The 26,437-nt window shown below is 66.5% G+C and carries 29 protein-coding genes and 1 pseudogene; 18 read left to right on the top strand and 12 right to left on the bottom strand.

Annotated elements, in window-relative coordinates; translation table 11 throughout:
* Nucleotides 1-56: 56 nt before the first annotated feature.
* On the bottom strand, nucleotides 57-590 hold the full coding sequence (locus IZR01_RS14650) for a helix-turn-helix domain-containing protein (RefSeq protein WP_194924158.1): 534 nt from the start codon (nucleotides 588-590) through the stop codon (nucleotides 57-59).
* 368 nt (nucleotides 591-958) lie between these two features.
* On the opposite strand from IZR01_RS14650, the gene IZR01_RS14645 reads away from it, so the two are divergent.
* Nucleotides 959-1,423, top strand: a complete 465-nt coding sequence (locus tag IZR01_RS14645; RefSeq protein WP_194924157.1) for a PHP domain-containing protein — start codon at nucleotides 959-961, stop codon at nucleotides 1,421-1,423.
* A gap of 86 nt (nucleotides 1,424-1,509) precedes the next feature.
* A complete protein-coding gene (locus IZR01_RS14640; protein ID WP_194924156.1) occupies nucleotides 1,510-2,259 on the top strand; it encodes a DUF6585 family protein in 750 nt (249 codons plus the stop codon).
* 424 nt (nucleotides 2,260-2,683) lie between these two features.
* Here the strand turns inward: IZR01_RS14640 and IZR01_RS14635 are convergent, their stop codons facing one another.
* The 6 genes from IZR01_RS14635 to IZR01_RS14610 form a co-directional block, all read right to left on the bottom strand.
* Nucleotides 2,684-3,421: a hypothetical protein gene (locus tag IZR01_RS14635; protein ID WP_194924155.1), complete on the bottom strand. Its 738-nt coding sequence runs from the start codon at nucleotides 3,419-3,421 to the stop codon at nucleotides 2,684-2,686.
* A 24-nt stretch (nucleotides 3,422-3,445) separates the two neighbouring features.
* Complete coding sequence (locus tag IZR01_RS14630) at nucleotides 3,446-4,117, bottom strand: pentapeptide repeat-containing protein (RefSeq protein ID WP_194924154.1); 672 nt, start codon at nucleotides 4,115-4,117, stop codon at nucleotides 3,446-3,448.
* An 82-nt stretch (nucleotides 4,118-4,199) separates the two neighbouring features.
* On the bottom strand, nucleotides 4,200-4,367 hold the full coding sequence (gene amcA / locus IZR01_RS14625; RefSeq protein ID WP_194924153.1) for a multiple cyclophane-containing RiPP AmcA: 168 nt from the start codon (nucleotides 4,365-4,367) through the stop codon (nucleotides 4,200-4,202).
* Nucleotides 4,364-5,533: a cyclophane-forming radical SAM peptide maturase AmcB gene (amcB, locus tag IZR01_RS14620; protein ID WP_228559463.1), complete on the bottom strand. Its 1,170-nt coding sequence runs from the start codon at nucleotides 5,531-5,533 to the stop codon at nucleotides 4,364-4,366. The genes amcA and amcB overlap by 4 nt, the downstream gene beginning before the upstream one ends.
* Nucleotides 5,534-5,552: 19 nt before the next feature.
* On the bottom strand, nucleotides 5,553-5,960 hold the full coding sequence (locus IZR01_RS14615) for a hypothetical protein (protein ID WP_194924152.1): 408 nt from the start codon (nucleotides 5,958-5,960) through the stop codon (nucleotides 5,553-5,555).
* Nucleotides 5,961-6,079: 119 nt separating this feature from the next.
* The gene (locus tag IZR01_RS14610) at nucleotides 6,080-6,811 is read right to left on the bottom strand and encodes a GntR family transcriptional regulator (RefSeq protein ID WP_194924151.1); all 732 of its coding nucleotides are present in this window, start codon (nucleotides 6,809-6,811) and stop codon (nucleotides 6,080-6,082) included.
* A 58-nt stretch (nucleotides 6,812-6,869) separates the two neighbouring features.
* On the opposite strand from IZR01_RS14610, the gene IZR01_RS14605 reads away from it, so the two are divergent.
* Nucleotides 6,870-7,700, top strand: coding sequence for a class I SAM-dependent methyltransferase (locus tag IZR01_RS14605; protein ID WP_194924150.1), 831 nt, complete (start codon nucleotides 6,870-6,872; stop codon nucleotides 7,698-7,700).
* 22 nt (nucleotides 7,701-7,722) lie between these two features.
* On the opposite strand, the gene IZR01_RS14600 is transcribed toward IZR01_RS14605, so the two are convergent.
* The 3 genes from IZR01_RS14600 to IZR01_RS14590 are packed head-to-tail and all read right to left on the bottom strand — an operon-like array spanning nucleotide 7,723 to nucleotide 8,827.
* Nucleotides 7,723-8,187: an ATP-binding protein gene (locus IZR01_RS14600; protein WP_194924149.1), complete on the bottom strand. Its 465-nt coding sequence runs from the start codon at nucleotides 8,185-8,187 to the stop codon at nucleotides 7,723-7,725.
* A gap of 3 nt (nucleotides 8,188-8,190) precedes the next feature.
* Nucleotides 8,191-8,499, bottom strand: a complete 309-nt coding sequence (locus IZR01_RS14595) for a hypothetical protein (protein ID WP_194924148.1) — start codon at nucleotides 8,497-8,499, stop codon at nucleotides 8,191-8,193.
* 4 nt (nucleotides 8,500-8,503) lie between these two features.
* Entirely contained in the window at nucleotides 8,504-8,827 is a 324-nt protein-coding gene (locus IZR01_RS14590; protein ID WP_194924147.1) for a recombinase family protein, read from the bottom strand.
* A 232-nt stretch (nucleotides 8,828-9,059) separates the two neighbouring features.
* Between IZR01_RS14590 and IZR01_RS14585 the strand changes: the two genes are divergently transcribed.
* The 15 genes and pseudogenes from IZR01_RS14585 (at nucleotide 9,060) to IZR01_RS14520 (ending at nucleotide 21,437) form a co-directional block, all read left to right on the top strand.
* Nucleotides 9,060-10,226 (top strand): helix-turn-helix transcriptional regulator, encoded by a 1,167-nt coding sequence (locus IZR01_RS14585; RefSeq protein WP_194924146.1) that lies wholly within the window; start codon nucleotides 9,060-9,062, stop codon nucleotides 10,224-10,226.
* A gap of 13 nt (nucleotides 10,227-10,239) precedes the next feature.
* Nucleotides 10,240-10,968 carry a 5-formyltetrahydrofolate cyclo-ligase gene (locus tag IZR01_RS14580; protein ID WP_194924145.1) on the top strand — a complete coding sequence of 243 codons (729 nt, stop codon included), beginning with the start codon at nucleotides 10,240-10,242 and terminating at the stop codon, nucleotides 10,966-10,968.
* 318 nt (nucleotides 10,969-11,286) lie between these two features.
* Nucleotides 11,287-11,718 carry a hypothetical protein gene (locus tag IZR01_RS14575; protein WP_194924144.1) on the top strand — a complete coding sequence of 144 codons (432 nt, stop codon included), beginning with the start codon at nucleotides 11,287-11,289 and terminating at the stop codon, nucleotides 11,716-11,718.
* Between the two features lie 110 nt (nucleotides 11,719-11,828).
* Entirely contained in the window at nucleotides 11,829-12,608 is a 780-nt protein-coding gene (locus IZR01_RS14570) for a hypothetical protein (RefSeq protein ID WP_194924143.1), read from the top strand.
* A 184-nt stretch (nucleotides 12,609-12,792) separates the two neighbouring features.
* A complete protein-coding gene (locus tag IZR01_RS14565; protein ID WP_194924142.1) occupies nucleotides 12,793-13,389 on the top strand; it encodes an SAF domain-containing protein in 597 nt (198 codons plus the stop codon).
* The gene (locus tag IZR01_RS14560) at nucleotides 13,389-14,120 is read left to right on the top strand and encodes a CpaE/TadZ family protein (protein WP_194924141.1); all 732 of its coding nucleotides are present in this window, start codon (nucleotides 13,389-13,391) and stop codon (nucleotides 14,118-14,120) included. The genes IZR01_RS14565 and IZR01_RS14560 overlap by 1 nt, the downstream gene beginning before the upstream one ends.
* Nucleotides 14,121-14,140: 20 nt before the next feature.
* Complete coding sequence (locus tag IZR01_RS14555; protein ID WP_194924140.1) at nucleotides 14,141-15,421, top strand: TadA family conjugal transfer-associated ATPase; 1,281 nt, start codon at nucleotides 14,141-14,143, stop codon at nucleotides 15,419-15,421.
* Nucleotides 15,418-16,323 (top strand): type II secretion system F family protein, encoded by a 906-nt coding sequence (locus tag IZR01_RS53235; protein WP_194924139.1) that lies wholly within the window; start codon nucleotides 15,418-15,420, stop codon nucleotides 16,321-16,323. Before IZR01_RS14555 ends, IZR01_RS53235 begins: the two co-directional genes overlap by 4 nt.
* 236 nt (nucleotides 16,324-16,559) lie before the next feature.
* The gene (locus IZR01_RS53230; RefSeq protein WP_194924138.1) at nucleotides 16,560-17,219 is read left to right on the top strand and encodes a type II secretion system F family protein; all 660 of its coding nucleotides are present in this window, start codon (nucleotides 16,560-16,562) and stop codon (nucleotides 17,217-17,219) included.
* Nucleotides 17,220-17,274: 55 nt separating this feature from the next.
* On the top strand, nucleotides 17,275-17,490 hold the full coding sequence (locus IZR01_RS14540; RefSeq protein WP_194924137.1) for a hypothetical protein: 216 nt from the start codon (nucleotides 17,275-17,277) through the stop codon (nucleotides 17,488-17,490).
* A complete protein-coding gene (locus IZR01_RS14535) occupies nucleotides 17,490-17,885 on the top strand; it encodes a TadE family protein (protein WP_228559459.1) in 396 nt (131 codons plus the stop codon). Before IZR01_RS14540 ends, IZR01_RS14535 begins: the two co-directional genes overlap by 1 nt.
* Nucleotides 17,882-18,034 (top strand): annotated as a pseudogene (locus IZR01_RS54210) (TadE/TadG family type IV pilus assembly protein); the annotation flags it as partial. The gene IZR01_RS14535 and the pseudogene IZR01_RS54210, both read left to right, overlap by 4 nt.
* Nucleotides 18,035-18,142: 108 nt before the next feature.
* Entirely contained in the window at nucleotides 18,143-18,301 is a 159-nt protein-coding gene (locus tag IZR01_RS50505; RefSeq protein ID WP_228559457.1) for a hypothetical protein, read from the top strand.
* A complete protein-coding gene (locus tag IZR01_RS14525) occupies nucleotides 18,298-18,684 on the top strand; it encodes a pilus assembly protein TadG-related protein (protein WP_194924134.1) in 387 nt (128 codons plus the stop codon). Before IZR01_RS50505 ends, IZR01_RS14525 begins: the two co-directional genes overlap by 4 nt.
* Nucleotides 18,681-21,437, top strand: coding sequence for a BTAD domain-containing putative transcriptional regulator (locus tag IZR01_RS14520; protein WP_194924133.1), 2,757 nt, complete (start codon nucleotides 18,681-18,683; stop codon nucleotides 21,435-21,437). Before IZR01_RS14525 ends, IZR01_RS14520 begins: the two co-directional genes overlap by 4 nt.
* A gap of 242 nt (nucleotides 21,438-21,679) precedes the next feature.
* On the opposite strand, the gene IZR01_RS14515 is transcribed toward IZR01_RS14520, so the two are convergent.
* Together IZR01_RS14515 and IZR01_RS53225 are read right to left on the bottom strand one after the other, a co-directional pair.
* A complete protein-coding gene (locus tag IZR01_RS14515; protein ID WP_194924132.1) occupies nucleotides 21,680-23,929 on the bottom strand; it encodes a DUF4429 domain-containing protein in 2,250 nt (749 codons plus the stop codon).
* Nucleotides 23,930-24,062: 133 nt separating this feature from the next.
* Entirely contained in the window at nucleotides 24,063-26,159 is a 2,097-nt protein-coding gene (locus tag IZR01_RS53225; RefSeq protein WP_194924131.1) for a HEAT repeat domain-containing protein, read from the bottom strand.
* Nucleotides 26,160-26,437 lie beyond the last annotated feature (278 nt).

Here is a 26,437-nt window from a genome sequence, read left to right as displayed (position 1 = left end):
GGCCAGCGATCGGAATTGGCGGGATTCGCTGTTCGCCTTGGGGGAGCATCGTTGCGTCAGAGCTTGAAGAGCGGGATGGCGACGGCGTCCAGCGTCAGCATCCAGCCATCGGCGACCCTGTCCCCGCCCGGGCCTCTCCTCTCCACTCGATGTGCCAACCCTTGCTTCTCCAGAGCAGCCAGCATCTGCGTGACACTCGTGCGGGATAGAGCGGTAGCCCACGCAATATCTCCGGTCGAGAGCGTTGGTCGGAGCGCGAGAGCAGTCAGAACCTTGTCGCGTGCACAGGGCGCGAGGAGCGCCCGGGCCATAGGCAGCGCACCAGAGCGTGCCAGCAGATCAAGAACGGTCGCTGAGGCAGACCAGAGAGAACGAACAGAATGTCCATCGAGGCTGGTCCCACTGACACAGACGGCCGCGCCAAGCGATTCGAGTCGGCGCAGCGCCTGTCGCGTCGTGGCCAGCGACAGCTGCGCTGCTCCGGCCAGGCCGGCCGCGCTGACCCTGGGACGTTGGACGAGCGCGACCAACAGCGCACGCTCACTGGCAGAGAGCTGCCGAACCGCTTTGGTCTTGCGAATGCTGGGCACAGAGCGCACCTTTCGTCGTTCGGATAGGTGCTCTCATCCGCGCACATCGGGGTGAGCCCGATCGCAGCTCCACGAGTGATCTGTGGATAACCACCGGCTGGAGAGTGACAAGCTGTTGATCTCAGAGCTCTATAGGTGCGACGGTGGAGAGTTGCCCATGGAGACTCGGCGTACAGCTCGCGAGCCGCCCCGCACGTAGTCGCATACGGCGCGGTAGCCCGATCTGCGGCTCCCCGCGCTCTAGCCTTTCAAAGGTGATGAACGCGAAATACCGTGTCGATCCTGGCGACGGGTTCTTGCAGGAGCTTGCCGCCACGGATGGGCTTTGCCTCGGGTCATGTGGCCTCCGGGTCCGACTGCGTCGGTGGGTGAACATGCTCGTGACGCCGATCCGTTTCCCGGAACAGGGCGGGGTTGGCTGGAGAGTGTTCCTCTTCGTGTCGTGCCTGCTGGGCGGCTACGGAGCGCTGCTGTGGGAAGAACGCTCTTCCAAGGTCGCCGCGGTCCTTCACGCCGATCGGCACGCAGGGCTCGACCTCCGCATCGTGACGGCCGGCGATGAGCCCGCCTGGAAGATCACGAGCTTCTGGGCCTGGCCGACCGGCCGTGGACGCGGGCTCGATGTCATCACCGCGGTCCTGGCCGCAGCGGACGCGACCGGGACCACGTTGCTGCTGAACGCCGCCAACCGACGGCTGGCCGCCGAGTACTACGCATCGCTCGGCTTTGTCGTCCGCCCAGGACAGGAGCAGGCCAAGCGGCCCTGGATAGAGCGCCTACCCGGCGTTGTGCATGCAGAGGCTGCATCGATCACGCGTGCTGACGCAGCCTAGGCCCTTCTTGCCGTTTCAGCGCTCCCACAGTTCGCGTGGGCGGGGTGAGGACCGGTCCTGGAGCGATAATTCTAGACTCGGGACCCATGAAGATCGTCTCAGTGACAGACATCTCCGCCGAGGCCCGTGAGGCCGCCCAGCGCCACGGATTAGGCGAGCTTGAGCAGGCCTTCGCTGAGATACCAATCAAGATCAAACTGTCCACCCTTCTCAAGGGCGGCGGGGCGAAAGATGTCGGGAATCGGCTCTGCCTGTTCCGGAACGGGCTGATCCGGCACAGCGCCGCAGACGGGACGGCGCCGGAGGTCTTCCGGTGGGACGAGATCGAGACGACCTACCAGTTGCGGGAGATCAGATACCACAGGCAGAGGCCTGAGCGGCACTACAGGTACGACGGGACTAGGTACCAGTACCGGTTCATCAAGCCGGGCGGAGTCGAACTTCGCGTGGGAGAAGGAGTCTTCTACGACCCGACGAAGTTCAATAAGGAAAAGTCGGGCAACTTGTTCAACTCCCATGACGAGCAGCAGTACGCGGATGCCGGACAGATCGCGTGTGAGCGGGTCGCCCAGGTGCAGCTGCCCGCGGCGATGCGTGCGCTTGAGGCGGGCGGAACCCTGTCCTTCGGCAAGGCCTCGATCTCGATGGCCGGCGTCGATACCGGGAAAGGAGTGGTGCCGTGGCAGGACCTCAGCGAGCTGCAAGTGCAGAACGGGTCTGTGGTGATTAAGAAGCAGGGGAAGTTCTTCTCCCTGTTCGACCAGCCAGCAGCGGCGATCCCGAACTTCCAGGTGTTCGTTGTGCTCGCTAGTGCGATGCGCCGGCAGAGCATCTGAAGGCTGCCGGGCTTCGGCGCCGGGCGGTCCGGGCGCTGGACACGGGTCGGCGCCGACAGCGCTCGCGGCAGACGGCCGCACTCCGGTCGATCGCGGACGCCTCCCGACAGGTCGGCCGCGCGTCGTTTGGCGACAGCTGTGTTCGAATGTGCGCTCGGGCTGTTCTTGGATGGCGTGCAGGCGTGACGAGGCGGCGCAGGACTGCCTGTACCCCTTCACGACCTGCACAGATCCGACGTGGCCGCATGCCAAGCTGGGATCGCTGATCGCCTGGTGGGCGGTGGACAAGGCGGCGCGCGAGGGCCGCAAGTTCGTCCGGTGGAGCGCATGTTCATGGCGGGCACGGCGGCTCTGGTCAGCTGAGGAAGCCGCAGTGCCAAGGAGAGCGCCTGGGTGTCGCAGTTGCAGTTGCAGTCTCTGGCGATCAGATCAGGGACTCTAATGTCCCTGTCGGCCAGTGCCCGAGCCAGAAGGCGATGCGAGAGGGGTCCTTCGCGGCCAGGGTGGAGCCGTCGTGTGGAACGAGCTCGGTGGGTGTGATGTAGGCATCGCCGGGGTCCAGGCGGATCCGCAACAGGCGCAGTGGCCGTCCGGCGGCGACGTGCCGACGGATGTCGTTGGTGTGTGGGTAGTACCGCCGGTCGGCGCCGTTGGCGGCGCAGATGTCGAGGACATCGGTGGTGCCGAGCAGTAGGTAGCGGTGTCCGGGGCCGAGGTTGAGGCCGACGCGGCGCCTGCTGCTGGTGCGCTCGGCCAGCGGCAGCTTGTCGTGGTTGTCCAGGTGGATGCCGAGGCGCAGGCCGACACCTGGGTCGATGGTGGTCGTGGGCTGGCCGGGCTGCTCGTCGACCGCAGCCAGGAAGTCGGCGCCGTAGCGGCCGGCGAAGGGGTCGAAGCCAGCGACGTGCTCAAGCAGTGGCCGGCTGGGGGCGGCGACCGACCAGTCGGCCAGGACGCTGACGATCTCGGTCACGGTGCTCGGGTTGTCGCTAGCGGTGGCGCGGAGGTGTTGGGCCTGTACCGGAGTGAGCGGACGCCAGTCGTCGGTGGGGATGACGGCGCTGTCCTCGACATCGTCCAGCCCGGCCGCGATGCGGACTTCGGTGGTGTCGCAGCGTTCGATCAGAGCGTGCGGGTCGGTGAAAGCGATGCGGACACTCAAAGTGATCTTCCCCCTCGTGGGGTGTCAGTCGTCGTCGGGCAGGCTCAGCTCCAGGTCGCCGACCAGGGCGCGGCCCAGTTGCATGGTCTGGGCCGGTTCGATGACGGCGTGCTTGAGTGAGGCGATGCCGCGGATGCCGGACAGGTCGTTGCCGCGCAGGTCCAGGCCCCGGGCTGTGGTGCGTTCGAAGGTGGTCAGGTCCATGCGGCAGTCGTCGAACGCAGCCTTTGACAGGTCGCAGCCGGAGAACTCGGCCTCCTCCAGCGAGCAGTCCCGGAAGATGACCGGGCCTTTTGCGGTGACGTTGCCGAAGACCGCGTAGTCCAGTTTGCAGCGGTCGAAGATGACGTCTTCGAAGGCGAGGCCGTCGAACTGCCCGGAGAGGATCTTGCAGTTGGCGAAGCGGACGCGTGACCATCGTCCGCCGGTGAAGGCGGCTCCCGACAGGTCGCAGCCGGTGAACTCGACTGAGTCCATGCGAACCTCGTGCAGCTTGGCCCGTTCGACCCGCAGACCCTTGACGCGGCCGGTGGTTAAGCGCTGGTCGGAGACTTCCAGAGGCCGCAGCTCGGCGTCGGCCAGGCGAAACTCGGTCAAAGCGCCGAGCTGGTTGACCAGGGTGTCGACGTCCTCCAGGTCGGTGTCGTCCAGGTTCGGCAGGGCCGCGCGGGTGGCCCGGATCTCAAGCTGCTGCATGTTCCTCACCCTAGGTGTCGGTACTGACCGTCCCGCGTAACGTGCGGCCCGGCCTGCCGGACCGAGCCGCGCAGATCATGGGTTACTTCTTCTTGTCCCAGTTATCCCAGGTGGGGCGGTTGTCGAAGGCGGGAGTGTTGTTGTCCCAGCTGGCGCGGTTGTCCCACTTGCCTGCTGTCGGGGCCGTGGCGTCGGCCAGGGCCAGGACGGCGGGGTGTTCGGATTCGATGAGTGTTGCCAGTGGGTTCACGGTTCCTCCTTGCGGGTTGTGTCGATGAGGGCGTTGACGAGCTCTTGTCGGGAGACCCGGCAGTAGTTGGTTTCGGTGGAGGCGAAGGTGCCGTTCTCGAAGTAGCGGTTCCCGGCTGTCGCGCCGCGACAGAAGTCGAAGAAGCCGCAGGTGGCACGGCAGGCCGCCAAGCCGTCGATGAACTCGGTGACGTAGGGCAGCTGCCAGGCGCGGGCCACGATCGACCCGAGGTCCTGCTCCAGGACGTTGCCGGCGACGAAGTCGCCGTAGTGCTCGTCACGGATCCCGGCCAGTTCTGGGGAGAGCAGGATGACGTCGCCGTTGAAGGCGATGGTGGGCAGTGGGTCGAAGCGGTGAGCCTCCCAGGCCGCGCGCTCCCCGGCCCGGATCGTGCTCAGATAGCCGCCCAGCCGGTCCAGGTCCCGGATTTTGACGCCTGGGTGAGTAGTGGACCAGGCGATTGCGGCGGTCCAGAATCCGCGGGCCTCGGCTGGCTTGGGCTGGCCGCTGGTGTTGCTGCCCTCGAACTCCTCGATGTTGAAGCCGATCTGGGTCGCGCCCAGGCCTGCGAGAAAGTCCAGCAGGTCCTCAGCCCGGCTGATGCCGTCGGTGCCGACCACGGCGATCACCGAGAACTCGATGCCGCGCTGGCGCAGCCTGCCGATCCCGCCCATGATCCGGTCATGCGCGGGCCGTCCGGCCCGGTCGGTCCGGCGGGCGTTCAGGTCGGCCGGGCCGTCGATGCTGACCCCGACGCTGAAGCCATAGCCCTGGAACAGGTCGCACCAGCCGTCGGTGATCAGCGTGGCGTTGGTCTGGACGGAGTGGTGGATCAGCCCGGCGGTCCGCAGCTGCTCGAACGGGGCCAGCAACTCGGCCATCGCCTCGACCCCGACTGCCAGGGGCTCCCCGCCGTGCCAGCAGACCTCGACGACCTGCCGTCGGCCAAGTTCGTCCGGGCCGAGGTCGGCCAGGGACGTCGCGACCGCTCGCGCGACCGCGACCGGCATCCGGTTCCGCCTCTTGCGCAGCGGCAGGTAGCAGTAGGCGGCGCAGTCTATGTTGCAGAAGGTGTCCGGCTGCATGACCACCAACGACGGTCGCGGAGCGATCCAGCGAGCGAAGACGGCGGCAGTAGCGAGTTCGGCCGTGGGGGCGATGCTCATGACGCGTTCTCCTCCCAGCTCAGACGTGGCTGGACTCGGCGTCGGGCGATGATAGACGGGTCTCCTGGGAGGTGATCCGTCGGCAGACAGGCCGGTCGGAGGCGAGTGTCCAAGAGGACGAATACGGAGGCGGGACGGCGAACTCGATCACCGTCTTGGGGCCGGCGACGTTGCCTTTCCTCACCGGCCGCCAACGGCCCGGTGCCGGGTCGGGAAACCAGATGGTCATGTCGCTCCGGACCAGGCAGGCGTCGATCTCCTCGACCGGGTCGCCTTCTGCGGCGGCCGAGGCGGCTCGAAACTGCTCCAGGTCGCGCGGTGGGGGGAAGGCCTCGCAGGTCACTGTTGGCAGGTCGGGGATCGCCAACAGGTCTGTTGCTTCAGGGCGTGTGATGGGCGCGTCGGTGCGCGCTGTGTCAGTGCTCATGGTCGCCTCGCGCTCTCAGGGGGTCGCGTATGTCCGAGCACTAACTAAGGTGGACCAGTCCACCAGTCCAGTCAAGGCCTTATGTGGCTTCGCCGCCATCGAGGGTGATCCAGGCGCTGTCAGACGTCCATCGGGTACTCGTCGACGCGCTCGGCGAATCCACCGCCGGTGAAGCCCTCCTCGACCACCACCGCAGTGTCGTCGGCGGTTTGGGCGATGTGCAGCACTACCAGCACCGCCGCCTCGGCGGCCAGGCCCAGCGCCGTGCGGACGTCGGCGTCCAAGTCCGCGGCGACGGCCGGAGTCGTCACGTCGCGGCCGAGTACCGGGCGCAGGCCGGTGCGAGCGACGATGTGTCTGGTCGTGCCACCCGGAATCGGCGCGGTGCGATGCAGCAGTTCGCAATGCTCGGCGACGCTCCGGGCGAACCAGGCCGTGACCACCGACACCGGCTCGCCGCCGGGCAGGTGCAGCAGCCTGGTGCGGGCCAGGGCTTCTTCGCCCTCGGCGATACCCAGGGTGGCGGCGACATGCGGCGGCGGGACCCGGTAGCCGGGTCGGCCAAGGATCTTGAACGGCAGCGCCCCGTCGACGCGGGCTGTGCCAGCCGTGCGTCGCCCGGCTGGACGTGCAACCGGGGTGTCAGTGACGAAGAACCCCAGCCCCTTGCGATCGAGGATCAACCCGTCGCGGGCCAGCGCCCGCAGTGCGTCCGAGGCGGTCACCCGCGAGCAGCCCCACTGGTCAGCCAAGGCCCGGCTGGAGGGAACTGGCGCGCCTGGCGGCAGCGTCCCGTCCTCCATCTGCTCGCGCAGCTGTCCCGTGATCTGCTCGTGCAGGGTCGGCGCCATCGAATCTCCTGACATGGTGGACTGGTCCACCCCCACTTTAGCGGGCAGAATCCATCCCATGGACGGACTCTCACTAGCTCCCGAGATCGCGGACTACTACGGCGGCAAGGACGAGGCCAGGCGCCTGCTAGACGCGGCGGATGGGCGGCTGGAACTGCTGCGCACCCAGGAGATCCTGCGTCGCTTCCTGCCAGAGGGGGGCTTCGACGTCCTGGACGTCGGCGGAGGGACCGGCGTCCACTCGTCCTGGCTGACCGACGACGGTCACCGCTGCCTGCTTATCGACCCGATGCCCAAGCACGTGGCCGCGGCCCGGGACGCTGGCCTGCCCGCTGAGCTCGGCGACGCGCGCGACCTGCCGGTTGAATCGGCGTCCTTCGACGCGGTGCTGCTGATGGGGCCGCTGTATCACCTTCCCGATCCCAAGGATCGGGCTCTGGTGCTGTCTGAGGCGGTTCGGGTCGCCCGCCCCGGTGCCGTGGTCGCCGCCGCCGCGATCGGACGCTTCGCGTCCCTGTTCGAGAATGCCGGCCTCGGGATCCTCGCCCGGCCCGGCGTGCACGCCTCGGTCGCCGGCATCATGGCCTCCGGCGAGCTGATCAAGCCGCCGCCGGGCCGTTTCACCACCGCGTTCTTCCACCCCCCGGCGCTGCTGGCCGACGAGATGGCCGCCGCAGGCATCGCCGACGTGCAGGTGTTCGGCGTGGAAGGTCCGGCCTGGGGGATGCTGCGGGCCGCCGAGGCCCGGGGCGTGGCCATCGGCGAGGTCGATGATCCGCTGTTCGCCTCGGTGCTGGCCGCCGCTCGGCTCGCCGACGGCCATCCCGAATTGCTGGCTGCGGCAAGCCACCTGCTGGCCGTGGGCAGAGTGGCAAACGATGTGCCCTGAGCGGCGTTCGCTCCGTTGGTGATCAGCAGTGCCTGATGGCTCCGCTTTCGAGGTTGTTCAGCAGCGGGAAGTACGCCTCGCTCTCATCGTCGGAGCTGACGCTGTTAGGAGTCGGGACGTCGGCCCATACGCCGCGTGCGTGGTAGTCGCCGAAGACGCCCCACCTCAACGACAGGCTGGCGACCATGGCCAGCCCTCGGCCGGCTTCGTCCTGGTCGTCGTCGACCGCTTGGATCCGGGGCACGTTGAGTCCGCCGGCGTCGTCCACGCGCACGTGCCACCGATCGCTGAAGGCCGCGACATGCAGCGTGAAGGTGCCGCCGGGTCGACCGCTGGCAGAGTGCCGGATGGCGTTAGTGGCGAGTTCGGACGCGACCAGCACCGCGTCATCGACGCCCTGATTCTCGCCAAGCGTGTCATGGACCCACGTGCGCGCCTCGTGAATGCACTCTGTGCTGCCTGGGAGCGTGATGGAGTAGTGGGACACGGCTCACCGCGCTGCGTTCGTTCGAGCGCGAATTATGGCTTCGAAGCCCTCGTGCTGTCCCTTGGAGACGTCCAGGCAGTCCCGCCCTTTGTCGCAGCCGTAGACGTCCTGGACGATCGACCAGTCCGGCGCAGCGACGTCGAAGCGTTCGCCTGCGCACTCGATGTGGCTGTGACCGGCTTTGACCTGTCGCACAGCCGCGTTGATCGTTTCTGGATGGACGCCGCGGAGGCGGAATACGTCCAGACGTTCAAGGATCTGCCGCTCCGAGCCCCGGAACGCCATCGACGCACCTTCGATCTGCTCGTTCATGACGTCACCGCGGCCTTCCCTGGATGACCCAGACCTGGGCGCCGGTCTCACTCTGGATGTGCTGCCGCATGGCCTCTTGGGGCCCGGGAAGCCGGGCGAAATGCCATAGGGACGGAACGAGTACGTTCCTGGTCTCAGACCTCTTGAGCCGTTCGACCAGACCATCGAACGCCGGGTTCTTCGTTCCGAGGTGTTCTATGAACACGTCCTCCAGCGAGGACCCCTCCTGCCGCGCGAACGTCTCCAGCTCTGCTGTGACGCGTGCGGTCTCGGCGGGACAATCGGTGTCCGCTGCGATCCGCATGTAGCCGTAGATGGGTAAGGCCATGGCTGCCCCTTGTCATCGCCGACGGTGATTGGTGGCGGCCGGCTCGACGTTCCCCGCGGGATTTGGTGAGCCGTCGACCCGGCTGATACTCAGCAAAGCCCCCTGATCAGCGGTGTCCCACAGCAGCCATGTGGCACTCCTGAGGCGTTTTTGAGGCAACCTTCGGTTTGACCAGCGATTACGCAACGGGGTGACTACGCTACGGAAGGGTCCGGATGAGTGAGGTGATGAGGTGGCCGGCAAGCGGGTCAAGTTCGCGAAGCGGCGGAAGGCCGCCGGATTCACCCAAGAGCAGCTGGCGCTGTACCTGGGCGTCGAGCGTTCGACCGTCGTCCGATGGGAGTCGGCTGAGAACGAACCGCAGGCTTGGCTCCGCCCCAAACTCGCTCGCGCGCTGCGGGTGTCCGCTGATGAGTTGCAAGCCCTCTTGGACGACATCGCGGTCATCCAGAGTGAACCCGGCGAGCGACTGGCCTACGTGCTGCAGCACCCATCGAGCGTCGATCTGGTAGCCGTGGCGCACCTTCACGAGCGGATCCGCCAACTCGATGAGTCGTACGACACCGCGACGTCGACCGCGCTCGTCGGAGTAGCCGGCCACGTTCACGGACAGATCACATATCTCCGCCAGGGTGCCACGGGCGGCCGAGTCCGGAGGGCACTCGGGGAGGTCGAGGCCGAATCCGCGACCTTCATGGGCCAGCTGGTGTGGGACGTCAGCCAGCGACGTGATCACGATGGGCCGATCAAATACTTTGACCAGGCAGTGAACGCCGCGCGCCAAGTCCGCGACCCGTTGACCGAGTCGTACGCGGTACTGCGGAAGAGCTTCGTAGCGCTCTACGGAGAGAAGGACCCCGCCAAAGGACTGGCGCTCGCCGACGAAGCCGCCGAGGTGGCGAGCCTGTGCAGTCCCGCGCTCACCGGGCTCAGCCTGCTGCACGTCGCGGAAGGCTGCGCGATGGCCGGCGACCGTAAGGAGACCGAGGCTGTCCTTGGGAAGGCTGAAGCCCAGTTTGATCGTGTCACGCCGGACGATGCAGCCGCCGACAACTTCGGCCCCAATGAGTTCAACCGGCTCGCCGGGTCGTGCTTCCTGTCCCTAGGCCTGCCCAATCTCGCTGAACCACTGCTCCGCAGGACGGTATCGGCGCTCGTGACGAAGAAGAAAAGCCAGTCGATCGCCTTCGGCAACCTGACGCTGAGCCTCATCCGACAGGGGAAACGGGACGAGGCTCAAGCCGCGATGCACCACACGATCGATGCCGTCGAGCTGACCCGCGGCGGTGGTGGCCTGAACATCGTCTTCCAGGCTGGCCGCGAGCTGCGTCCCTGGCGCAGCGAACCCTGGGTACAGGAGATTAACGATCGGCTGCTTGCGTTGATGGCTGCCATCTAGGTAGTGGTGGACGATGACCGACATTCTTGGAGCCAAGCAAGCCGTTCGCGAGCGAGTCTGGCGCATGCTCATCGACGCGTCGGCTGTGCCTGCCGACTCTTACGGCAAGATCCCGGGCTTTTACGGCAGCGAATGTACAGCTGAGCGTCTTGCGGAGACGCCAGAGTGGCAAGCAGCGCAGGTGGTCAAAGCCAACCCTGACCGGGCTCAAATCGCCGTTCGAACGCGCGCGCTCGAAGATGGCAAGTTGCTCTACATGGCAGTGCCGAAGATGGCGACCGCTGAGCCCTTCTATCTCCTCGATCCTCAGACATTGAGCGTCTCGGCGCGAGAAGCGGCCGAGAAGCGACAGACCGCGCAGCTCGCCCCCCACATCGGTACGAACGCCATGCAGCACATCGACGTGGTGATCTGCGGCAGCGTGGCTGTGAACCGGTCCGGAGCCCGGATCGGCAAGGGAGCCGGCTACTCAGATCTTGAAGTGGCCCTGCTTACCGAGGCCGGACTGGTGACAGCCGAGACGGTGATTGTGGCGCCCGTTCACGCTCTCCAGGTCATCGACGAGCCGATCCCCGAGACCTCGCATGACTTTCGTGTGGACTTGATCGTGACGCCTGATGAAGTGATTCGCTGCGAAGAGCCGCGCCGACCTACGGGCCTCGTGTGGCGGGACCTTCGCGACGATCAAATCGCAGCTATACCAGCGCTCTCCTTGCACAGGCAGCGGAGCGGCAATCCGTAGCCTGGTCACGTCGCGCGGCTGACGGCGTAGTCGCCGCAATCAAAATCTCCTCATCACTCGATCGAGTGATCTTGACCTTTCTGTCGCGTCCATCCTTTACTTCATGGATCGCTATAGAAAGTCTAGATCTCCGCGAGGTGAGAGCGTATCCGTTGATCGCGGATACAGGAGGTGAAGGAGCGTCCCGGCTTGGTCTCGTCGAGACTCGTTGCGTCCTGCGCAATCGCAATCGCTTTGATGACTGCCGGGTGCTCGGAATCCGGGTCGAAGCCCGCGGTGAGGGCGACCGCAGGACCTGGCAGTTCGCAGGCTTCAGCTGTGTCCACCCCGACCGACCAGGCACGCAATGCCGCCCTGAGCGCCTACGCCGGCATGTGGGCTGACGCGGCGGTTGCGGGTCGGACGGCGGATTGGAAGGACTCGGTTCTCACTCACCATGCCACTGACCAGGCGCTGGCCGAGCTTGTAAGGATTCTGTATCGGGAGCAGGCCCAAGGGCTGGTCTCCGGCGGTGCCCCGGTGACGCATCCTCAGGTAGCTCAAGTTTCTCCAGGTGCCGCGCCCACGGCGGCCATGATCGAGGACTGTGCGGACACCTCGACGGCTCCTGAGATCGATCCGAGGACCGGCCGCCCTCCGGCCGGAGCGGCAGCTGGCGGCCGACGCCTGATCCGGGCGAGGGTGGCAGAGGCCGATCTGGTGTGGCGGGTTACTGATCTAGCGATTTTTGCGATCGGATCGTGCTCGTGAGAGGGCTGCCGATTCCCGTCGTCGGCCTACTCGCCGCAGTGGCAGCACCCTCCGGTTCACCGTCTCCGGCTCCGCCCGCAGCCCATGCGCCAGCAGCCGGTGATTGGGTCGTGGGCGCGGATTGCTCGACGAACCCCGACGCACCAGAGTGCCATTTCAGTATCGATGGCAGATCCTCAACCAAGCCGGCGAGCACCTCGAAGGCCGTACCGGCGAACGCATCGGACGTGCGTGTCTGCCGGGAGGTGCCCGTCTTCATCCCGCTGGTGCAGCGCCTCGTTACGGTCGGCGACCCATCCGCACCTGAAAAGATGACGCAGCAGGAGTGCACCGTAAACGGGCGCATGGTCGACTCCTCCCTCGTCTTCGCCCCAACGGATCCTGCTGTCCCGACGGTCAGTGCTCAACAACTCGCGCAGCACGCGTATCAGGCGTTGGTGATGCCCCAACCCGACGTAGGGATGAGCCCGAGAGCTGATGTGCCGCAACTGGCGGGCTTGCCAGTGTGGCTGTGGCTGAAGCCCGGTTCGTGGAGTTCGAAGTCGGTGACGCTGACGGCCGGTGGCGTGACAGTGACGGCAGTGGCGACGCCATGGCAGGTCGCGTGGTCCATGGGGGATGGGACGACCGAGACTTGCGCTGGTCCCGGTACCCCATTCCCGGAGCATCCGAACGGCGATGGGACGGCACCGTCACCGACCTGTGGACATACTTACCGCCGCACATCCGCAACCGAGCCCGGCGGAGCCTTCCACGCCACGACGACGATCGTGTGGCGCGTGGACTGGACCGGGTCCGGGCCTGGCGGGACGTTTCCCGATGTGGAGTCGTCGACGGGATTCCCCGTGCGGGTTATTGAGGCGGCAGCGCTCGTAACCAACAGCCATTGAAGATCGTTTCCGATCAAGATCGCTGAGTTCTGATATCCATCCTCTGGCGTTAGGCGAGTTCATCGTGCGTTCCGTCATTCCTGGCCAGGCTCTGCCCGAAGGGGTGCAGCCTGAAGAGAAATCGCGCCCGAAGGCCAGGTCTGTGCGTCGGTTGGCTTCGACGCGCCGAGTTCGCCCGGCCTACGTGAAGGCCGGGGCTGGCCTGGTCGCGCTGTGCGGCGTGGGCGGCGGCGTGCTGCTGTCTTCGGTTGACGGACGGGTTCCCGTGCTACAGGTCGCCACGCCGGTTCCGGCCGGGCAGAAGGTGGTCGCCGAAGACTTGCGGACGGCGGAGGTCGCTGCGGATTCCGGCGTCGGGCTGATCCCGGAGTCGCAGGAGGATCAGATCGTCGGGCGTGTCGCGGCGGTTCCGCTTGTAGTCGGGGACCTGATGACCGGGAACAAGGTCGGGGCTTCGGCAGTCTTCCCGCCAGTCGGTCAGGCGGTCGCGCCAGCCGAACTGAAGGCAGGGTCGTTCCCGGCGGAGCTGAAGGCCGGCGATCAGGTGGCCGTACAGATCAATGCTCCGGACCAGGGAACCGGTCCGGTCTCTCAAGCGCTCACCGATCCGCTGAAGAGCGCGATGACGGCGACCGTGGTGTCGGTGAAGGACGCACAAGAGACCGGCTCGGTCGACGTGTCCTTGCTGACCGATGAGGCCTCGGCAGCCAGGATCGGGCAGGCCGGAAGCAACCCCGTCTCGGTGATCGTGCTGGCTCCCGGCAGCGCAGGTGGTTCCTGATGCTGGTCGCTGTCGCATCGGTGAAGGGCGCGCCCGGGGTGACGCGGTTGGCGATGACTTTGACGGCGCTGTGGCCGCACGGCGCGTCGGCGACGCTCGTCGAGACGGATGCTGTTGGTGGAACGATCGCAGGCCGATTCGGCCTGGCAGCCTCGCCGTCCTTGACGACCCTCGCAGCGGCGATGTTCCCCGCAGCCCAGGACGTACGGATCGGCGAGCACACACAGCAGCTCCCGTCAGGGCTGCCAGTGGTGGTCGCGCCGGCCGATGCTGCCGGTGTGCAGGCGACGGTGCTGGATCTCGCGGCGACTGGCGGCCTGCTGGAACAGGTCGCCGCCGATTCGGAAACGGTCGTGGTCCTCGATTGCGGTCGCCTTGACGTGCGGCGCTTGTCTCCGGTCGTGACCGTCGCCAATGAATTCCTGCTGGTGGTGCGTCCGGTGCCGGAGGAAATCGGGCTGTTGGGCGTGGCGATCAAGTCTTTGCAGAAGGCTGAAAGCCGTGTTCGCCTGGTCTTGCGCGGGGGCGGCTACACGGCTGGCGAGATGAGCCGCACGCTCGGCGTCGAGGTGGCGGGTCGCCTTCCGGAAGCGCCGGAGGCGGGACTGCTCGCCAGGAGCCGCCGGAACGCCTATGCGCGTTCGGTGCAGCAGATCGCCCTGAGTATCACCGACCGAGTCCGGCAGTCAGCAGCAGCTGTCGTGGAGCCGGAGCCGGAGGCAGTGGCGTGACGGCGATGTTGGACACGGCCATGGCAGCGCGAGTCGGAGACCGTGTCGCCGCCCGCCTGGTCGCCGAATCAGAACAGGACTCGTGGAACTCGGCGAATCGCCGCGCCGCAGTGGATCGGCTTTGTGCGCAGGAGTTGCAGGCCGAGGTGGCCTCGGCTCTGGCCGCCGGCCTGCCGTCGCCCCGACGGGAGATCACCGATCTGGTGATCAGGTCGGTCGCTGACCGTCTGCTCGGACTCGGCGGCCTGCAGCCGTATCTGGAGCTGCCCGGGGTCGAGGACATCGACATCCTGGGCCACGACGTCGTGTTCGTAAAGTACGCCGGCAAGCGCCGGGAACGAGGCCCCTGGCCGGTCGCCGCAAGCGACGCCGAGTTGGTCGATCTCGTGCGGACGATCGCCGCAAGGAGCGGGATTGAGGAGCGTCGGTTCGATCGAGGCTCCCCGATTCTGTCGATCGGGTTGCCCGACGGATCGCGGATGACGGCGGTCATGGCGGTCAACAGACGCCCCAGCGTGACGATCCGCAGGCATCTTCACCGAGACATCGACCTCGAAGAGATGGTGAGGCTCAGGACGATCGACGAAGGGCTGCGGGACTTCCTGGCCGCCGCCGTCCAGGCCCGGTGCAACGTCCTGATCGCTGGCGGCATGGGTGCGGGCAAGACCACGCTGCTGCGGGCTCTCGCGACTGAAATCGACCCCTGCGAAAAGCTGGTCACGATCGAGGACGCGTTCGAGCTCGGCTTGGACGCCGATACCGACCGGCATCTGGTCGTGGACGCACTCCAGGCCCGCGAGGCCAACGCCGAGGGAGCTGGCCGGATAAGCGCCGCCGACCTCGTCCGCGCCGGGCTTCGGCTGTCAGCCGGCCGCGTGATCGTCGGCGAAGTCCGCGGTGACGAGACCCTGCCCATGCTCCTGGCGATGAGCCAGGGCAACGACGGATCCTTGTCCACGGTGCATGCGGAATCCGCAGACGCGGCATTCGATCGCCTGATCACGTACGCACTCCTCGCGCCGGAACGCGCACCAGCCGAGGCTGTCGCGCGGCTCGCGGCGCACGGCATCGACCTGGTGCTCCACGTCGCCGAGCTGGCTGACGGTCGCCGCGTGGTGCGGGAAGTCGCCGAAGTCACCGGGTCCGACGCCGACCGGGTGGTCACGAACAGGCTGTACGAACCGGGGTTGGACGGTGCGGCTGTGCGCGCGACCCCGCCGTCTACTGCGCTCACTGAGCGTCTGGCCACGGTCGAGTATGACCCGTTCGCCGCGCGCACGTACGAGAGGCAGAGCTGGTGAACGGCACGCAGCTACTCGGTGGGCTCTTCGGCGCCGGTATCGCTATTGGTTTGCTCACGATCGTCAAAGGCCTGCGACCGGGCTTGGAAGGGTCTTCCGCGATTCCGTCGCGATGGGCGTCGCTCGCCACGAGCCTGAGCCCGCGCCGATTGACCGGCCAGAAACCGCGTGTCGCGGCGTGCGCAGCTGGCGCGGCGGGACTGGTGGCTTGGACCGGTTGGCCAGCGATGACCGTGATCGGATTCCTGGCGCTGTGGTACCTACCGCGTGTCCTCGGCCCGGACAAAGTTTCGAGGCACGCGATCGAGCTGTCGGACGCCATCGCCACCTTCGCCGAGATGCTCCGCGACACGTTGTCGGCCGCCGCCGGACTACAGCAGGCAGTGATGGCTGCCGCGCCCCTGGCACCAGAGCCAATCACAGCACCCTGCACACGGTTGGCCGAACAGATCGACACGGGGACACCGTTGGCGGAAGCCATCGCGGCGTGGGCTGACCAGGTCGCCGACCGGCACGCCGACGTCGTCGCCGGCTGCCTGATCATCGCCTCCCGCAGGCAGTCCGGGAACACCGCGGCGGTACTGAACAACGTCGCCGCCTCTGCCCGCGAGCAGGCGTCGATCCGGCGGCGTGCCGTCGCTTCCCAGGCCAAGCCGCGCACGTCGGTCCGGGTCACCATCTGCGTGGTGCTGGCGCTGTTCGGGGTGCTCATGTTCGGCGATCCGCCGTTCATGGCTCCTTACGACAGCGTTCGCGGGCAGATCGTGCTTCTTGTTGCCTCTGGGGTGTTCGGTGTGGCGCTGCGCTGGTTGGACAAGATCCTGCATCCGGACCCGGAACCACGAGTTCTCACGCACCTGGCGATCGTCGCGAACTCCAGACAGGCGGTGGCTGCGTGGTAGCCATCGTGCTCGGGGTCGGGATCGGCGCGGGACTCTGGCTCCTGCTCGCAGGGCTCCGTCCGCCAACCCCGTCAGCGGCCTCAGTGCTGGCGCGCCTATCCGCGTCGACGCCCGTCCTCCGCCCCGCTGTCTCATCGCAGGAGTCTGCCAGCGGTTGGGCGGCACGGGCCGGCCGCCGTTTCGTTCCGCTGCTGGCCAGGTTGGGTCTTCCACCTGCCAAGACCCGCCGTGACCTGGTGGTTCTCAGTCGCAGCGCCGATGATCTGTTGGCGCAGCAGGCCGCGAGTGGGGCGGCCGGACTGATCCTCGCGCCGGTGTCGGACCTGTGGTTCAGCGTGCTCGGACTGCATATGCCCGGCGCCTTCCTGATGGTTGGAACCGCGGCATCCGTGGCGCTGATGTTCTGGCTGCCAGTGCTGAACACGGCTGTTGCCGCCAAGGCCGCGCGCCTCGAGACTCGGGCCGCCTTGACGATGTTCCTAGAAATGGCCGGGACTTCCTTCGCGGCTGGGGGCGGTGTCGAGCAGTCGCTTCATGACGCTGCCGCCATCGGGGACGGGCCCACGTTCACGAAGCTGCGTGCCGCCCTGGCCGAAGCCCAGCTCGCCCGCACCCCTATCCCTGCGGTGTTCGCCCGGCTCGCCCACGACCTGGACTCGCCGGACCTGGCGCAGCTGGCTGCGTCGCTGGCACTGACCGGTTCCGAAGGGGCACGCATCAAGGACGCGCTAACGGCCAAGGCGCAGGTGTTGCGTGCCAGTCAGCTCGCCGACGTGCAGGCCGCCGCGGAGGCCGCGACTGAGCGCACCGGCGTACCGATCGGGCTGATGTTCCTCGCCTTCATGATCGCTATTGGTTTCCCCTCGGTGATGAAAGTGCTCGCCGGGCTCAACTGACCCCGCCTTCTCCCTCCCCCCACTCAGCAAAGGAAGCACACCTGTGATGTCGAAAATGACCGATCTGACCATCCGCGCCTGGAGCCTGCTGACGTGCAGCCAGCGTCCGCGAAGCCTCCGACAGCTTGCCCGCGACCTGCGGACCGATGATCGCGGCAGCGTGTCCACGGAGACCGTCATCATCGTCGCGATCGTCGTTGTGATCGCGGTCGGTGTCGGTGCTCTGTTCACTTCGAAGATCATGGGCAAGGCTGCGAGCATCCACTTCTGATGCGCCTCGCGCTACACCGCCCGCGTGGTGACGCCGGTTCGGCCACGATCCAGATGGTGTTCGCCATGCCTGTGATCGGGCTGATCATCTTCAGCACGTTCGCGTTCGTTCTCTACTTCCATGCCGAGCAGATCGCGCACCTAGCCGCGTCTCAAGGCCTAGAGGCAGCTCGAGTTCAAGGTGGCACGGAGGTGGCGGGCCAGACCGCAACCGAGCGTTACCTGGCCGAGTTCGACAAGAGCACGCTGCACGACGGTCGGGTTCAGGTACAGCGCGGCGCCCGGGAGGTCCGTGTCGAGGTGAGCGGATACGCCGAGCAGATCGTGCCGTTCCTGAACCTGCCCGTGCACGTCACGATCACCGCGCCGACCGAGACGATCGGGGACCGAACGTGAGCAGTAGGTGGAGATCTCTGCGATCGGACACCGGATCCAGTGTCGTCGAATTGGTGCTCATCGCGCCGTTCCTGGTGTTGGTGATGGTGTTCGTAGTACTCCTCGGACGGCTGGCGATGGCCGATATCGACGTCAATACCGCCGCGCACGCCGCCTCCCGTGCTGCCTCTCTCGCAGCAGATCCTGCTCGGGCCCGATCCGCGGGCCGGCAAACAGCCGCGACCATTCCGGCTAGCGCAGCCTGCAATCGGAGAGACGTGAAGGTCGACACCGCCACATTCAAACCCGGCGGGGTGGTCCGGGTCACGATCTCCTGCCACATCTCGCTGGAGGACCTCACCGGGTTGCTACCGGGCACTCAGACGTTGACGGCCTCCTCGGTCAGCCCGGTGGACCCGTTCCGGAGCACGCCGTGATTGTGCTGGCAGTTCTCTTAGTTCCGGCTCTGATCCTCGCTTCCGGCTTGGTGCTCGACGGCGGCGCGGCGCTGTCCACCAAGGACCGGGCTCAGGGCGAGGCGGCCGAAGCAGCCCGAACAGGCGCGGACGCCTTGGACGTAATCGCCTACCGCCAGACCGGACGGGCAGCTCTGGATCCAGTACGCGCCCGGGCCGCCGCTGAAAAGTACCTTGCGGCGACAGGTGACCACTACACGGTGATGGTCTCCGCTGATGCCGTGACCGTCACCGTGGAGGCTGCCTACCGAACTCAGCTGCTGACCGTCGGCGGCCTGGACGTGATCCACGTCGCCGGCCAGGCGACCGCACACCCAGTCACCTCGGATGCGAGCACACCATGAGAACCCTGACCCGCGCCGTTCGTGGGCTGCTCGCGCTGGCGCTCCTGGTCGCAGTTGTTTGCGGGATCCCGTGGTTCCTCGCCGAATCGCTCGGCGTCCCCTTCCCCCGACCACTGCCAACGTCCCTCAACCAGGTGGCGCCGTGGCTGGCCGTATGGCGGATCGACAGGGCGCGCTTCGTCCTGGACCTGCTCGGGATCGTCGGGTGGTGCTACTGGGCAGCATTTATCCGGCAGCTTGTCGTCCAGGTTCCGAGCGCGCTGGCCGATGCCGTCGCGATCGCACGCCAGACTGCGCCCGAAATTCGCGATCGGCAGGCGGGGCCGGCGGCCTCGCTGGTAGCGGTGCTGTTGACTGCTCTGGCCGTATCCGTGCTCACGTCCCGGACCCCGGTGGCGGCCAAGACCGGTTTCGCGACACTCACCAAGGCCGCCGCCAGCTCCACCGCGCCAGCCATCCCCGCCGAAGCGACTGCGACGACCGCCGCATCGACGTACACGGTCGTCGACGGCGACACCCTGTGGGGCATCGCCGCGCACTACCTCGGCGACGCGGAGCGCTGGCGCGAGATCTACAAGGCGAACGACGCCCGCGTCCAGGCCGATGGGCAACGGCTGTCGGACCCCAACCTGGTCTTGCCCGGCTGGATTCTGGAACTACGCGCGTCGAACGCAACTACCGAAGCCCCCGCCGCGCCTCCGGCCTCTACAGCTCCACGGCCGACGGACTCCACTCTGCCTTCTATCGCGTTTCCTCAGCCCACCGACCCCCCTGGCGACTTCGCGGCGCAGCCCTCGCCGGATTCCCCAACACCGACCACGCCCATCACCAGTGCAGCAGCCACGAATGCCCACGTAGGCGAGGTCATCGCCCAACCGAAGGCGCACCGCGACCGATCGTTCGTGAACCTCCCCGACGGCGGAGTCGTCGGCATCGGTCTTGCCGGCGCCCTTGCCGCAGCGATCGCCTTGGCCCGCAAGCGTCGCCGGATCCGCAGCACAGCACGGTGGCCGATCCCGCTGGACACCCCGCAACCCGCAGTTCCGGAGTCGGCCGCCGAGATCGAGCGAGCCCATCTGGCGACGCTGGCTCCGCCGTCCCTCGGCTACTTCCAGGACGGCGACCTCGATCCCGATGACGACGACCCCTACCTGTCCGGGCTCGACGGCCCCGAACGTGACCGCCCTGACGTCCTACTGCCGAAGCAGGCCGTCACCACCCCGGAGGTCCGGTCTCGCGCAGGGCTGACCGGGCCGAGCATCCCCGCGTCGTACGCCGAGTTCACAGCGCCGGGCTCGCTGTCGTTCGGCACCGACGGCGACCACGAGATCGGGCTGACTCTGCGAGACCATGCCGGCCTCGGCCTGAACGGCCCAGGCACATTGAGCACCGCCCGAGCGCTACTGGTCGGAATCCTCGCGAACGGCGGACCGCTGGCGAGCCTGGATCACATGCGAGTCCTCATTCCCTCGACCGATCTCGCGACCCTGCTGGCCGACGAGCACTCACACGTCCCGCGCTTGGAAATCACAACCGACCTGGACGACGCCGTAGACATGCTGGAGGCCGAATACCAAGACCGGCGCCGCACCGTGGCGGATCTCGGTGTTCGCACCGCAGTGGACGTGCGTCGCTTCTACCCGGAGCAGACTCTGGAGCCGCTTGTCCTGATCGCAACACCCGAGCCGGCCATCACCCCGCGCCTGGCCGCCCTGCTGGAAGTCGGCCGGACCGTCGATCTGCACGCGGTCCTTCTCGGGCCCTGGGACTCGGGGACGACAGCTGAGATCGGCGATGATCAACGCTCCCACAGTGCGGACCAACACCTCGACGACATGCATGCCTACTCGCTGTCGGCTTCCGAAGCGCAGGCTCTGCTGGCACAGCTGGATCCCGCTTTGGACCTCGGCCAGGACACGGCCACCGACCGGCCAGCTGAGACTCCGGCGTTCCAAGAAGCTGCCATCCCGGCGCAGACCACGGCGGCCACGACTCCTCCGCCAGTCCCGCGAGTCCACGTCAACGTCCTGGGCCCGGTGGCCGTCACCGTCGACGGCCACGAAGTCACACTGAACAACAAGGAGACGTCGATCCTGACGTTCCTGGCGCTACACCCCGCAGGCATCGCCCGCGACGAAATCATCGCCGCCCTGTGGACCAACCCCGACGGCACCAACAACGGCAGCGCCGAGACCTTCCGCTCCACCGTCTACCACGCCAGAACCCGCATCCGTGCCGTCACCGGCGAGTCGAAGACGATGTACATCACCAACCGTGGCACGCGCTACTTACTCGACCCCGCCGACATCACCACGGACCTTGCCCGCTTCACCAAGCAGCTCGACACTGCGAACCGCACCCGCGGCGAAACCGAACGCATCACAGCACTCGAGGCCGCCGTCGACACCTACCGCGGACACCTTGCCAGCGGCATCCACGCCGACTGGCTCATCGTCGACCGCGAAGCCGAATCCCGCCGCTTCGGCGACGCCTGCGCCCGCCTGGCCTACCTTACCGCCGACTCCCGCCCCGAATTCGCCCTACACGTGCTGGAACGCGCGGTCGCCGACGCCGACTGCAACCAGGAGCTCTACGCCAAGATCATGAGGGTCCAGGCACACCTCGGTCGGCACGCCGAGATGTGGAAGACGCTTCGGCTTCTGGAAGTACGACTCGCCGTGCTCGACGACGAGCCTGACCGCAACCTGTACGAACTCGCGGACCGGCTGACGAACCAGCGGGCCCGGCAGTAGTGGCAGTTGCTTCGCCTTCTCAGAATGCCCCGGAACTAAGCTCGCTGTCTTTAGCGGATGGTTAGCACTCGGGCCTGAAAACGATTCTGGGCACCCTCCACAAAGGGAGAACGTCCTGGTCGAGTGCGTTTGCGCCAAGGACTTGAACCCCGAACCGCGGATAAAGAGAGGCTCAAAAGGAGTCGACTGGTTACAGCCGTGTGACTGGACTGACCGGCGGCGAGGGGGTGGTCCGATGCTAATCAATGATATGAGGTAATCGCCGAGTTGACGTGCTGTTTGAGCCGTTCGATGTCGCTGTTGGCGCGCCGGCTGAAGGATATGGAGTATGGGTCTTCTCGGTGGGGTCGGCCGGCAGCGAGGCTCAGGCGTACGTCTGGCGCCGGTGGCTGATCTTGAACGACGAACTGGATGTATCCGTGGAACATGGCAGTCGCGGGCTTGACGATTACCTGCTGGATTTCGTTGACAGGTAGTCTTTTCACGCCCTTCATGCGTGGCCCGTATCCCTCTTTGCGGATGGTCACGGCCGATCCATCGAAGTTGATGCTTCCGAGGATTCCCTTAACAGCGAGGAAGACGGAGGCTGGCGCCTCATCAGGCGTCTTGCCGTTGGCGTGTCTGACGCTGTCATAGACACTTCGGAGGCCGTCGGCGAAGCCTTCGACGTAGTCGCTGCTTGGGGTGAAGGACCACCGTTCCTGTCCGACCGGGTCAAGGTAGGTGCCGAGCCTGTCCGCCAGCTCGGGCAGCCAGGCGGCCGTGGTCGCCCCGTCAGGCGCCCGGCCGACTAGCACGTCGTGCCAGCCGTTGCGCAGGCTTTCCAGCCAGAAATCGAGCCTGAAGCCCCGCGCGGCCAGGTGTTCCAGGCATGGCCATCCAAGCGCTGGTGCGAAGGCGAAGCCGTCGCTGTGGCCGCGTTCGCGCTCTTCGCGGCGGCTGATCACCAGAGCGGCTGCCACCTCGTTGAAGGGAGGGGTCGCTGTCTGTCCGCCAGAGGTGAGCGTGTGGGGCGCGTCTCGTTGTGTTGGTCGGGCCCTGATGGGGGCCGTCGGATGAGTCGAGCCGGAAGCGGTTGCCGTCGGTGTGGCGACATTCAGGAGCGGTGGCGTTTGTGGTGCGGCGGTGTTGAGCTGCATCACGGTGTAGTTGTCAGCGGACATATCATAGGCGGCTACGTAGATGTCGCCATTGGCGGACTGAGCTAGTTCCGATACTGAACCGCGAAGTTCCGGGACCACAGCTACCTCGAGAGGCTGCCCGGTGTGTAGATGGGTGACAGCGACGGTGAGGTTGTCGCCGGTGGTGAGGACGGTGTTTTCGTCACGGCGGAGGAGCCCCATCGGATTTGCCTGCGTGAGTGCGCGATGCGATGCCGATCTGTCAGACAGAGTGGTAACCGCCATCCCAGCACCGCCGATGATGACCAATTGCTCGGGCGTGATCCACGCTGCGTTGGTTGCCATCGCAGCGGGGTAGTCGAGGCCGTATCGGGCTTGATCGGTCAGTTCGGTAGCGATTCGGCTGATCGAGGCAGGTGTCGACTCCGAGCCGTTGTCCAGAAACCAGGCGGTGTCGTCCGTACCTGGGGTCAAACTGGTGGCTCCGACTGCTCCGCCGGCGGCGACGGATATTCGGCCGTTGTGGAACCGTCCGACCCCGAAGCAGCGCGTAAACAAGATCGAGCCATCACCCAGCACGAGAGGATTGCGATGGCAGTGCGCGACGTCGATCGCGGGCGAGACGGTGCGGGATGTCAGGTCCGCGCGGACGATCCCGCGGGCGGTAGTGAGCAGCAGGCTGTCAGGCGCTATGCAGTACAGGCCGAGCTGGTTTGAATTCCTCACGGACAACACAGGTCTGGACTGTGCCGAACCTGCGTTATCTGTCCCGGGCCTTTGAGCCGAGGCATTGAAGTCGACACTCGAAGGCCTCGCCTGACTGGCAAGCAGTTTGTGCAGGGGCGCATAGGCGTCCCCTTGAAACGCTGCATGGTCGCGGGCCAACGACAGTAGCTCTTGGGGAGGGACTAGCCCTGAGAGCATGGCCTCCCAGTGCGTTCGGTCCAGAAGTAGTAACTCAAGACGCTGGCCGTCACCGAGGTCGGCGACGGCCTCGGGAGTGTAGCCAGCCATCGCGAGGAACACGCCATGGGTGCCGCTCAGACGCTGCTGTACGCGTTTGTGTAGCTTTGCGAGGTCGCCGGTGTCGGCCTTGGTCTTCTCCCACTTGGCTTCCAGCACATAGCGCACACCTTCGAGGGTGAAGCCGACGTCGATCTCGCCCTTTGAGCGCTTGTTCGCACGTGCGCTGATATCCCAGCATTCGAGAAGCTCGGCGATCAGGCCATTGAACCGCTGGCCACGGCTTTGGGGGCTGTGGCCAGTGAGCTTGGTCAGCTGTCCGTATTCGGTGATCAGCGCTCGCCACGTATCGGTATCCCTCGGCACGATGCCAGTATCGGCCATCGCGCAGACTGATGTATCAGCCACGCTTGCGATACCCTCCCGCAAGCTCTGCGAGGTGTGGCCATTCCAGGCGGATGAGCTGCTGTGATTCGGATGGTAGATGGGGCCAGTGCTTGCCTCGGGTTTCTGGCGCGGCTTCCTGCCCGTGAAACGTGGCCTACTCGAGTAAGTCAATGAGCTTCTGGCACATCGCCACGAGGTCCTCGTCGGTATCGATGGTGTCGAACCGGCCGCCGCGTCGCCTTTTCCGGATCTCGGCGCGAAGCTGCGGCAGCGCTGGAGCGGCGGCTGGGCCCATGCGGTCCAGGACAGTCACGACGAAGCTGCCGGTCATCTGGTTTTGGGTCCAGGTTTGTAGCAGCACTTCGATTACGGTCTGGGCTTCCGGTTCGCCGGCTATCAGCCAGAGCGACTCTGCGGCGTGGACCCGTTTCCATTCGTAGTTGTCGGCGAGTAGCTTCCGTAGGTGGGGCGTCAGGTCGGCGGCTGCCGGCCCCAGTTCGCCCAGAACCGTCCCGACCCCGTCGTCGTGGAAAACGGCCGGGCCAACGAGGTGCGCCCCCACCATCTCGAGTGCTTCTTGCTCGTTGCCTCCAATCTGCCACAGCGCGACCAAAGCGGCGGTCCGTGCGGTCCAGTCAGGGCAAGAGACCAGTTGTCGCAGCATCGGTACTGCCGGGGTAGTCGGGGTGCCAAAGGTTCCGAGAGCCTTGGCCGCCTCAGTAGCGATGCCCCAGTGCTCATGTTTCATTGCGGCGTCGAGAAGTGTTAGGGCAAGCGGGAGGGTGTCGGGGTCGCCGAAGGTAGTCAGCGCGGACAACAGTGCCCTGGCTCCCTTGTCGTGGTGCTTGGGTGCTTTGGCGACATCGAGGGCAGCCAGCCGGGTCCGCAAACGGGGTGCGAATTGACGTGCGCACTGTGGCAGGTGTGTGGCAGCCGGAATCGCGCGCCAGGCATCGACATCTTCGTCCAGCGCGACCAGCAGACTCGGCAGCGCGCGGGCGTCGCCGAGCCGGGCCAGGGTCAGTACCGCCTCCTGGTGGGCGCGTCGCAGCCGGGGCTCGTCTGCTGCCCAGAGTTGCGGGCCGTCGTGCTCGTCGCAGTCTTTGTGGGCGACGCGTTCGGCCAGCGCTTCGCGGGCCGGCTCGGCGAGCCGGTGGCAGGTGCCCAGTACCGTGGCGGCCTCGGCGGCTACTTGGGCGGGCCCCCTCAGCCGGTCGGCGATCAGCAGGATCAGGGCGCTGTGGTCCCCACGCCATTTCGTCATCATGTCGCCGGCCATCCGGATCCCGTCCAGTCGCGTGCCCGCGTCCGGGCTGCGCAACTGTTCGGACAGCAGCAGGGCCCGGTCCGTAATCCGATCGCCCAGAGCCTGATGCAGTTCGCGGAGCAGCCCGGTGGTCGGTGCGAACACCGTGTTGCTGTGCTCGATTTGCTCGAACGCGGCCGTAACGAAAGGCGGCACGCCGGCAGCCGGTGCGGGCTGCTTCTTGGGCTTCGGCTGGTTGGCCCACTGCTCAGTCGGTGCCGGGCTTTGACCCACAGCGCGGATCAGGTCCACCGCCGAGGCCACCAGTCCTGCCGGGACGTCGTCGGGGGTGCAGCGCGCCCGCCCGGAAAGTGCTGCTAGCCGAATGGTGACGTCGACACCGGTGTTCGCGGCCAGCCCCTCCAACCAAGCCATGACCATCTCGGCCGTGTCCGGGCGCCGAAGGGCCAGCGCTACCGGGGCGTTCACCACCGCGAGCCGCTGCAGCACCCCGACTTCTGCACCGAGCCAGTCCTGCAGGAGCGCTGCGGTACGGGCAGGTTTGGTCGGGAAGTGGGCGACGGCCGGTATCGCCGCCAGCCGCACCTGTGGATCCGGATGGGTCGCGAACCGCTCGAACAGTAGGGCGTGGCCGGCCATCGTTGCGGCCGCGTCGCCGAAATCGAAGAGTTCGCCGCCCACCGTGTAGTAGACGCCGCTGTGGTCGAGGCAGGCCTCAGAGATGCTGGCTAGTACCCGGACGAGCTGAGCCCGGGCAGCAGAGCGCTCCGCCTCAGCGAGCTCGACCAGGAACGGCACCGCGGCTATGGTGCGGGCGTATACGTCGCCTTGATGGTGGACAACACTGTAGAACCGGCTGAATGCCTTGTCCCGCACCTCTTCATCGTCCGACGCCATCGCGACAAGCAGATCCGGCACCTCCTCGGCGGTGCCGTAGGCATGGGACATGGACGACCAGTCGATCTCCGCAAGTCTGGTGAGCACGGACGCTACTATGCCCGCTTCGGCAGGCAGCACGAACAGCGAAGCTTCTGACGCACGACGGGCCGATTGGCGGGCGTCGGTGGCACGGTCGGACTGGTCCTGGCGTATCAATGGCACTTGATCGCTGTGGAGGCCGGAGACCGGAAGCGGGGCCAGGGCCTATCCGGGCGCGCTCGTTGATCTTCACGGGTGAGCACCGTAGCGACCGCCACTGACATTTTCGATCTTGTGCGGGGCGGGAGGTGGTGGACGCCAACCGCGTCTCTGATAGCCAGACG

Origin of the sequence: Catenulispora pinisilvae (assembly GCF_015356865.1) — a bacterium.
GTDB lineage: Bacteria > Actinomycetota > Actinomycetes > Streptomycetales > Catenulisporaceae > Catenulispora > Catenulispora pinisilvae.
The sequence above is the reverse complement of the archived record's forward strand: the minus strand, read 5'-3'. Positions and strand labels throughout refer to the sequence as shown.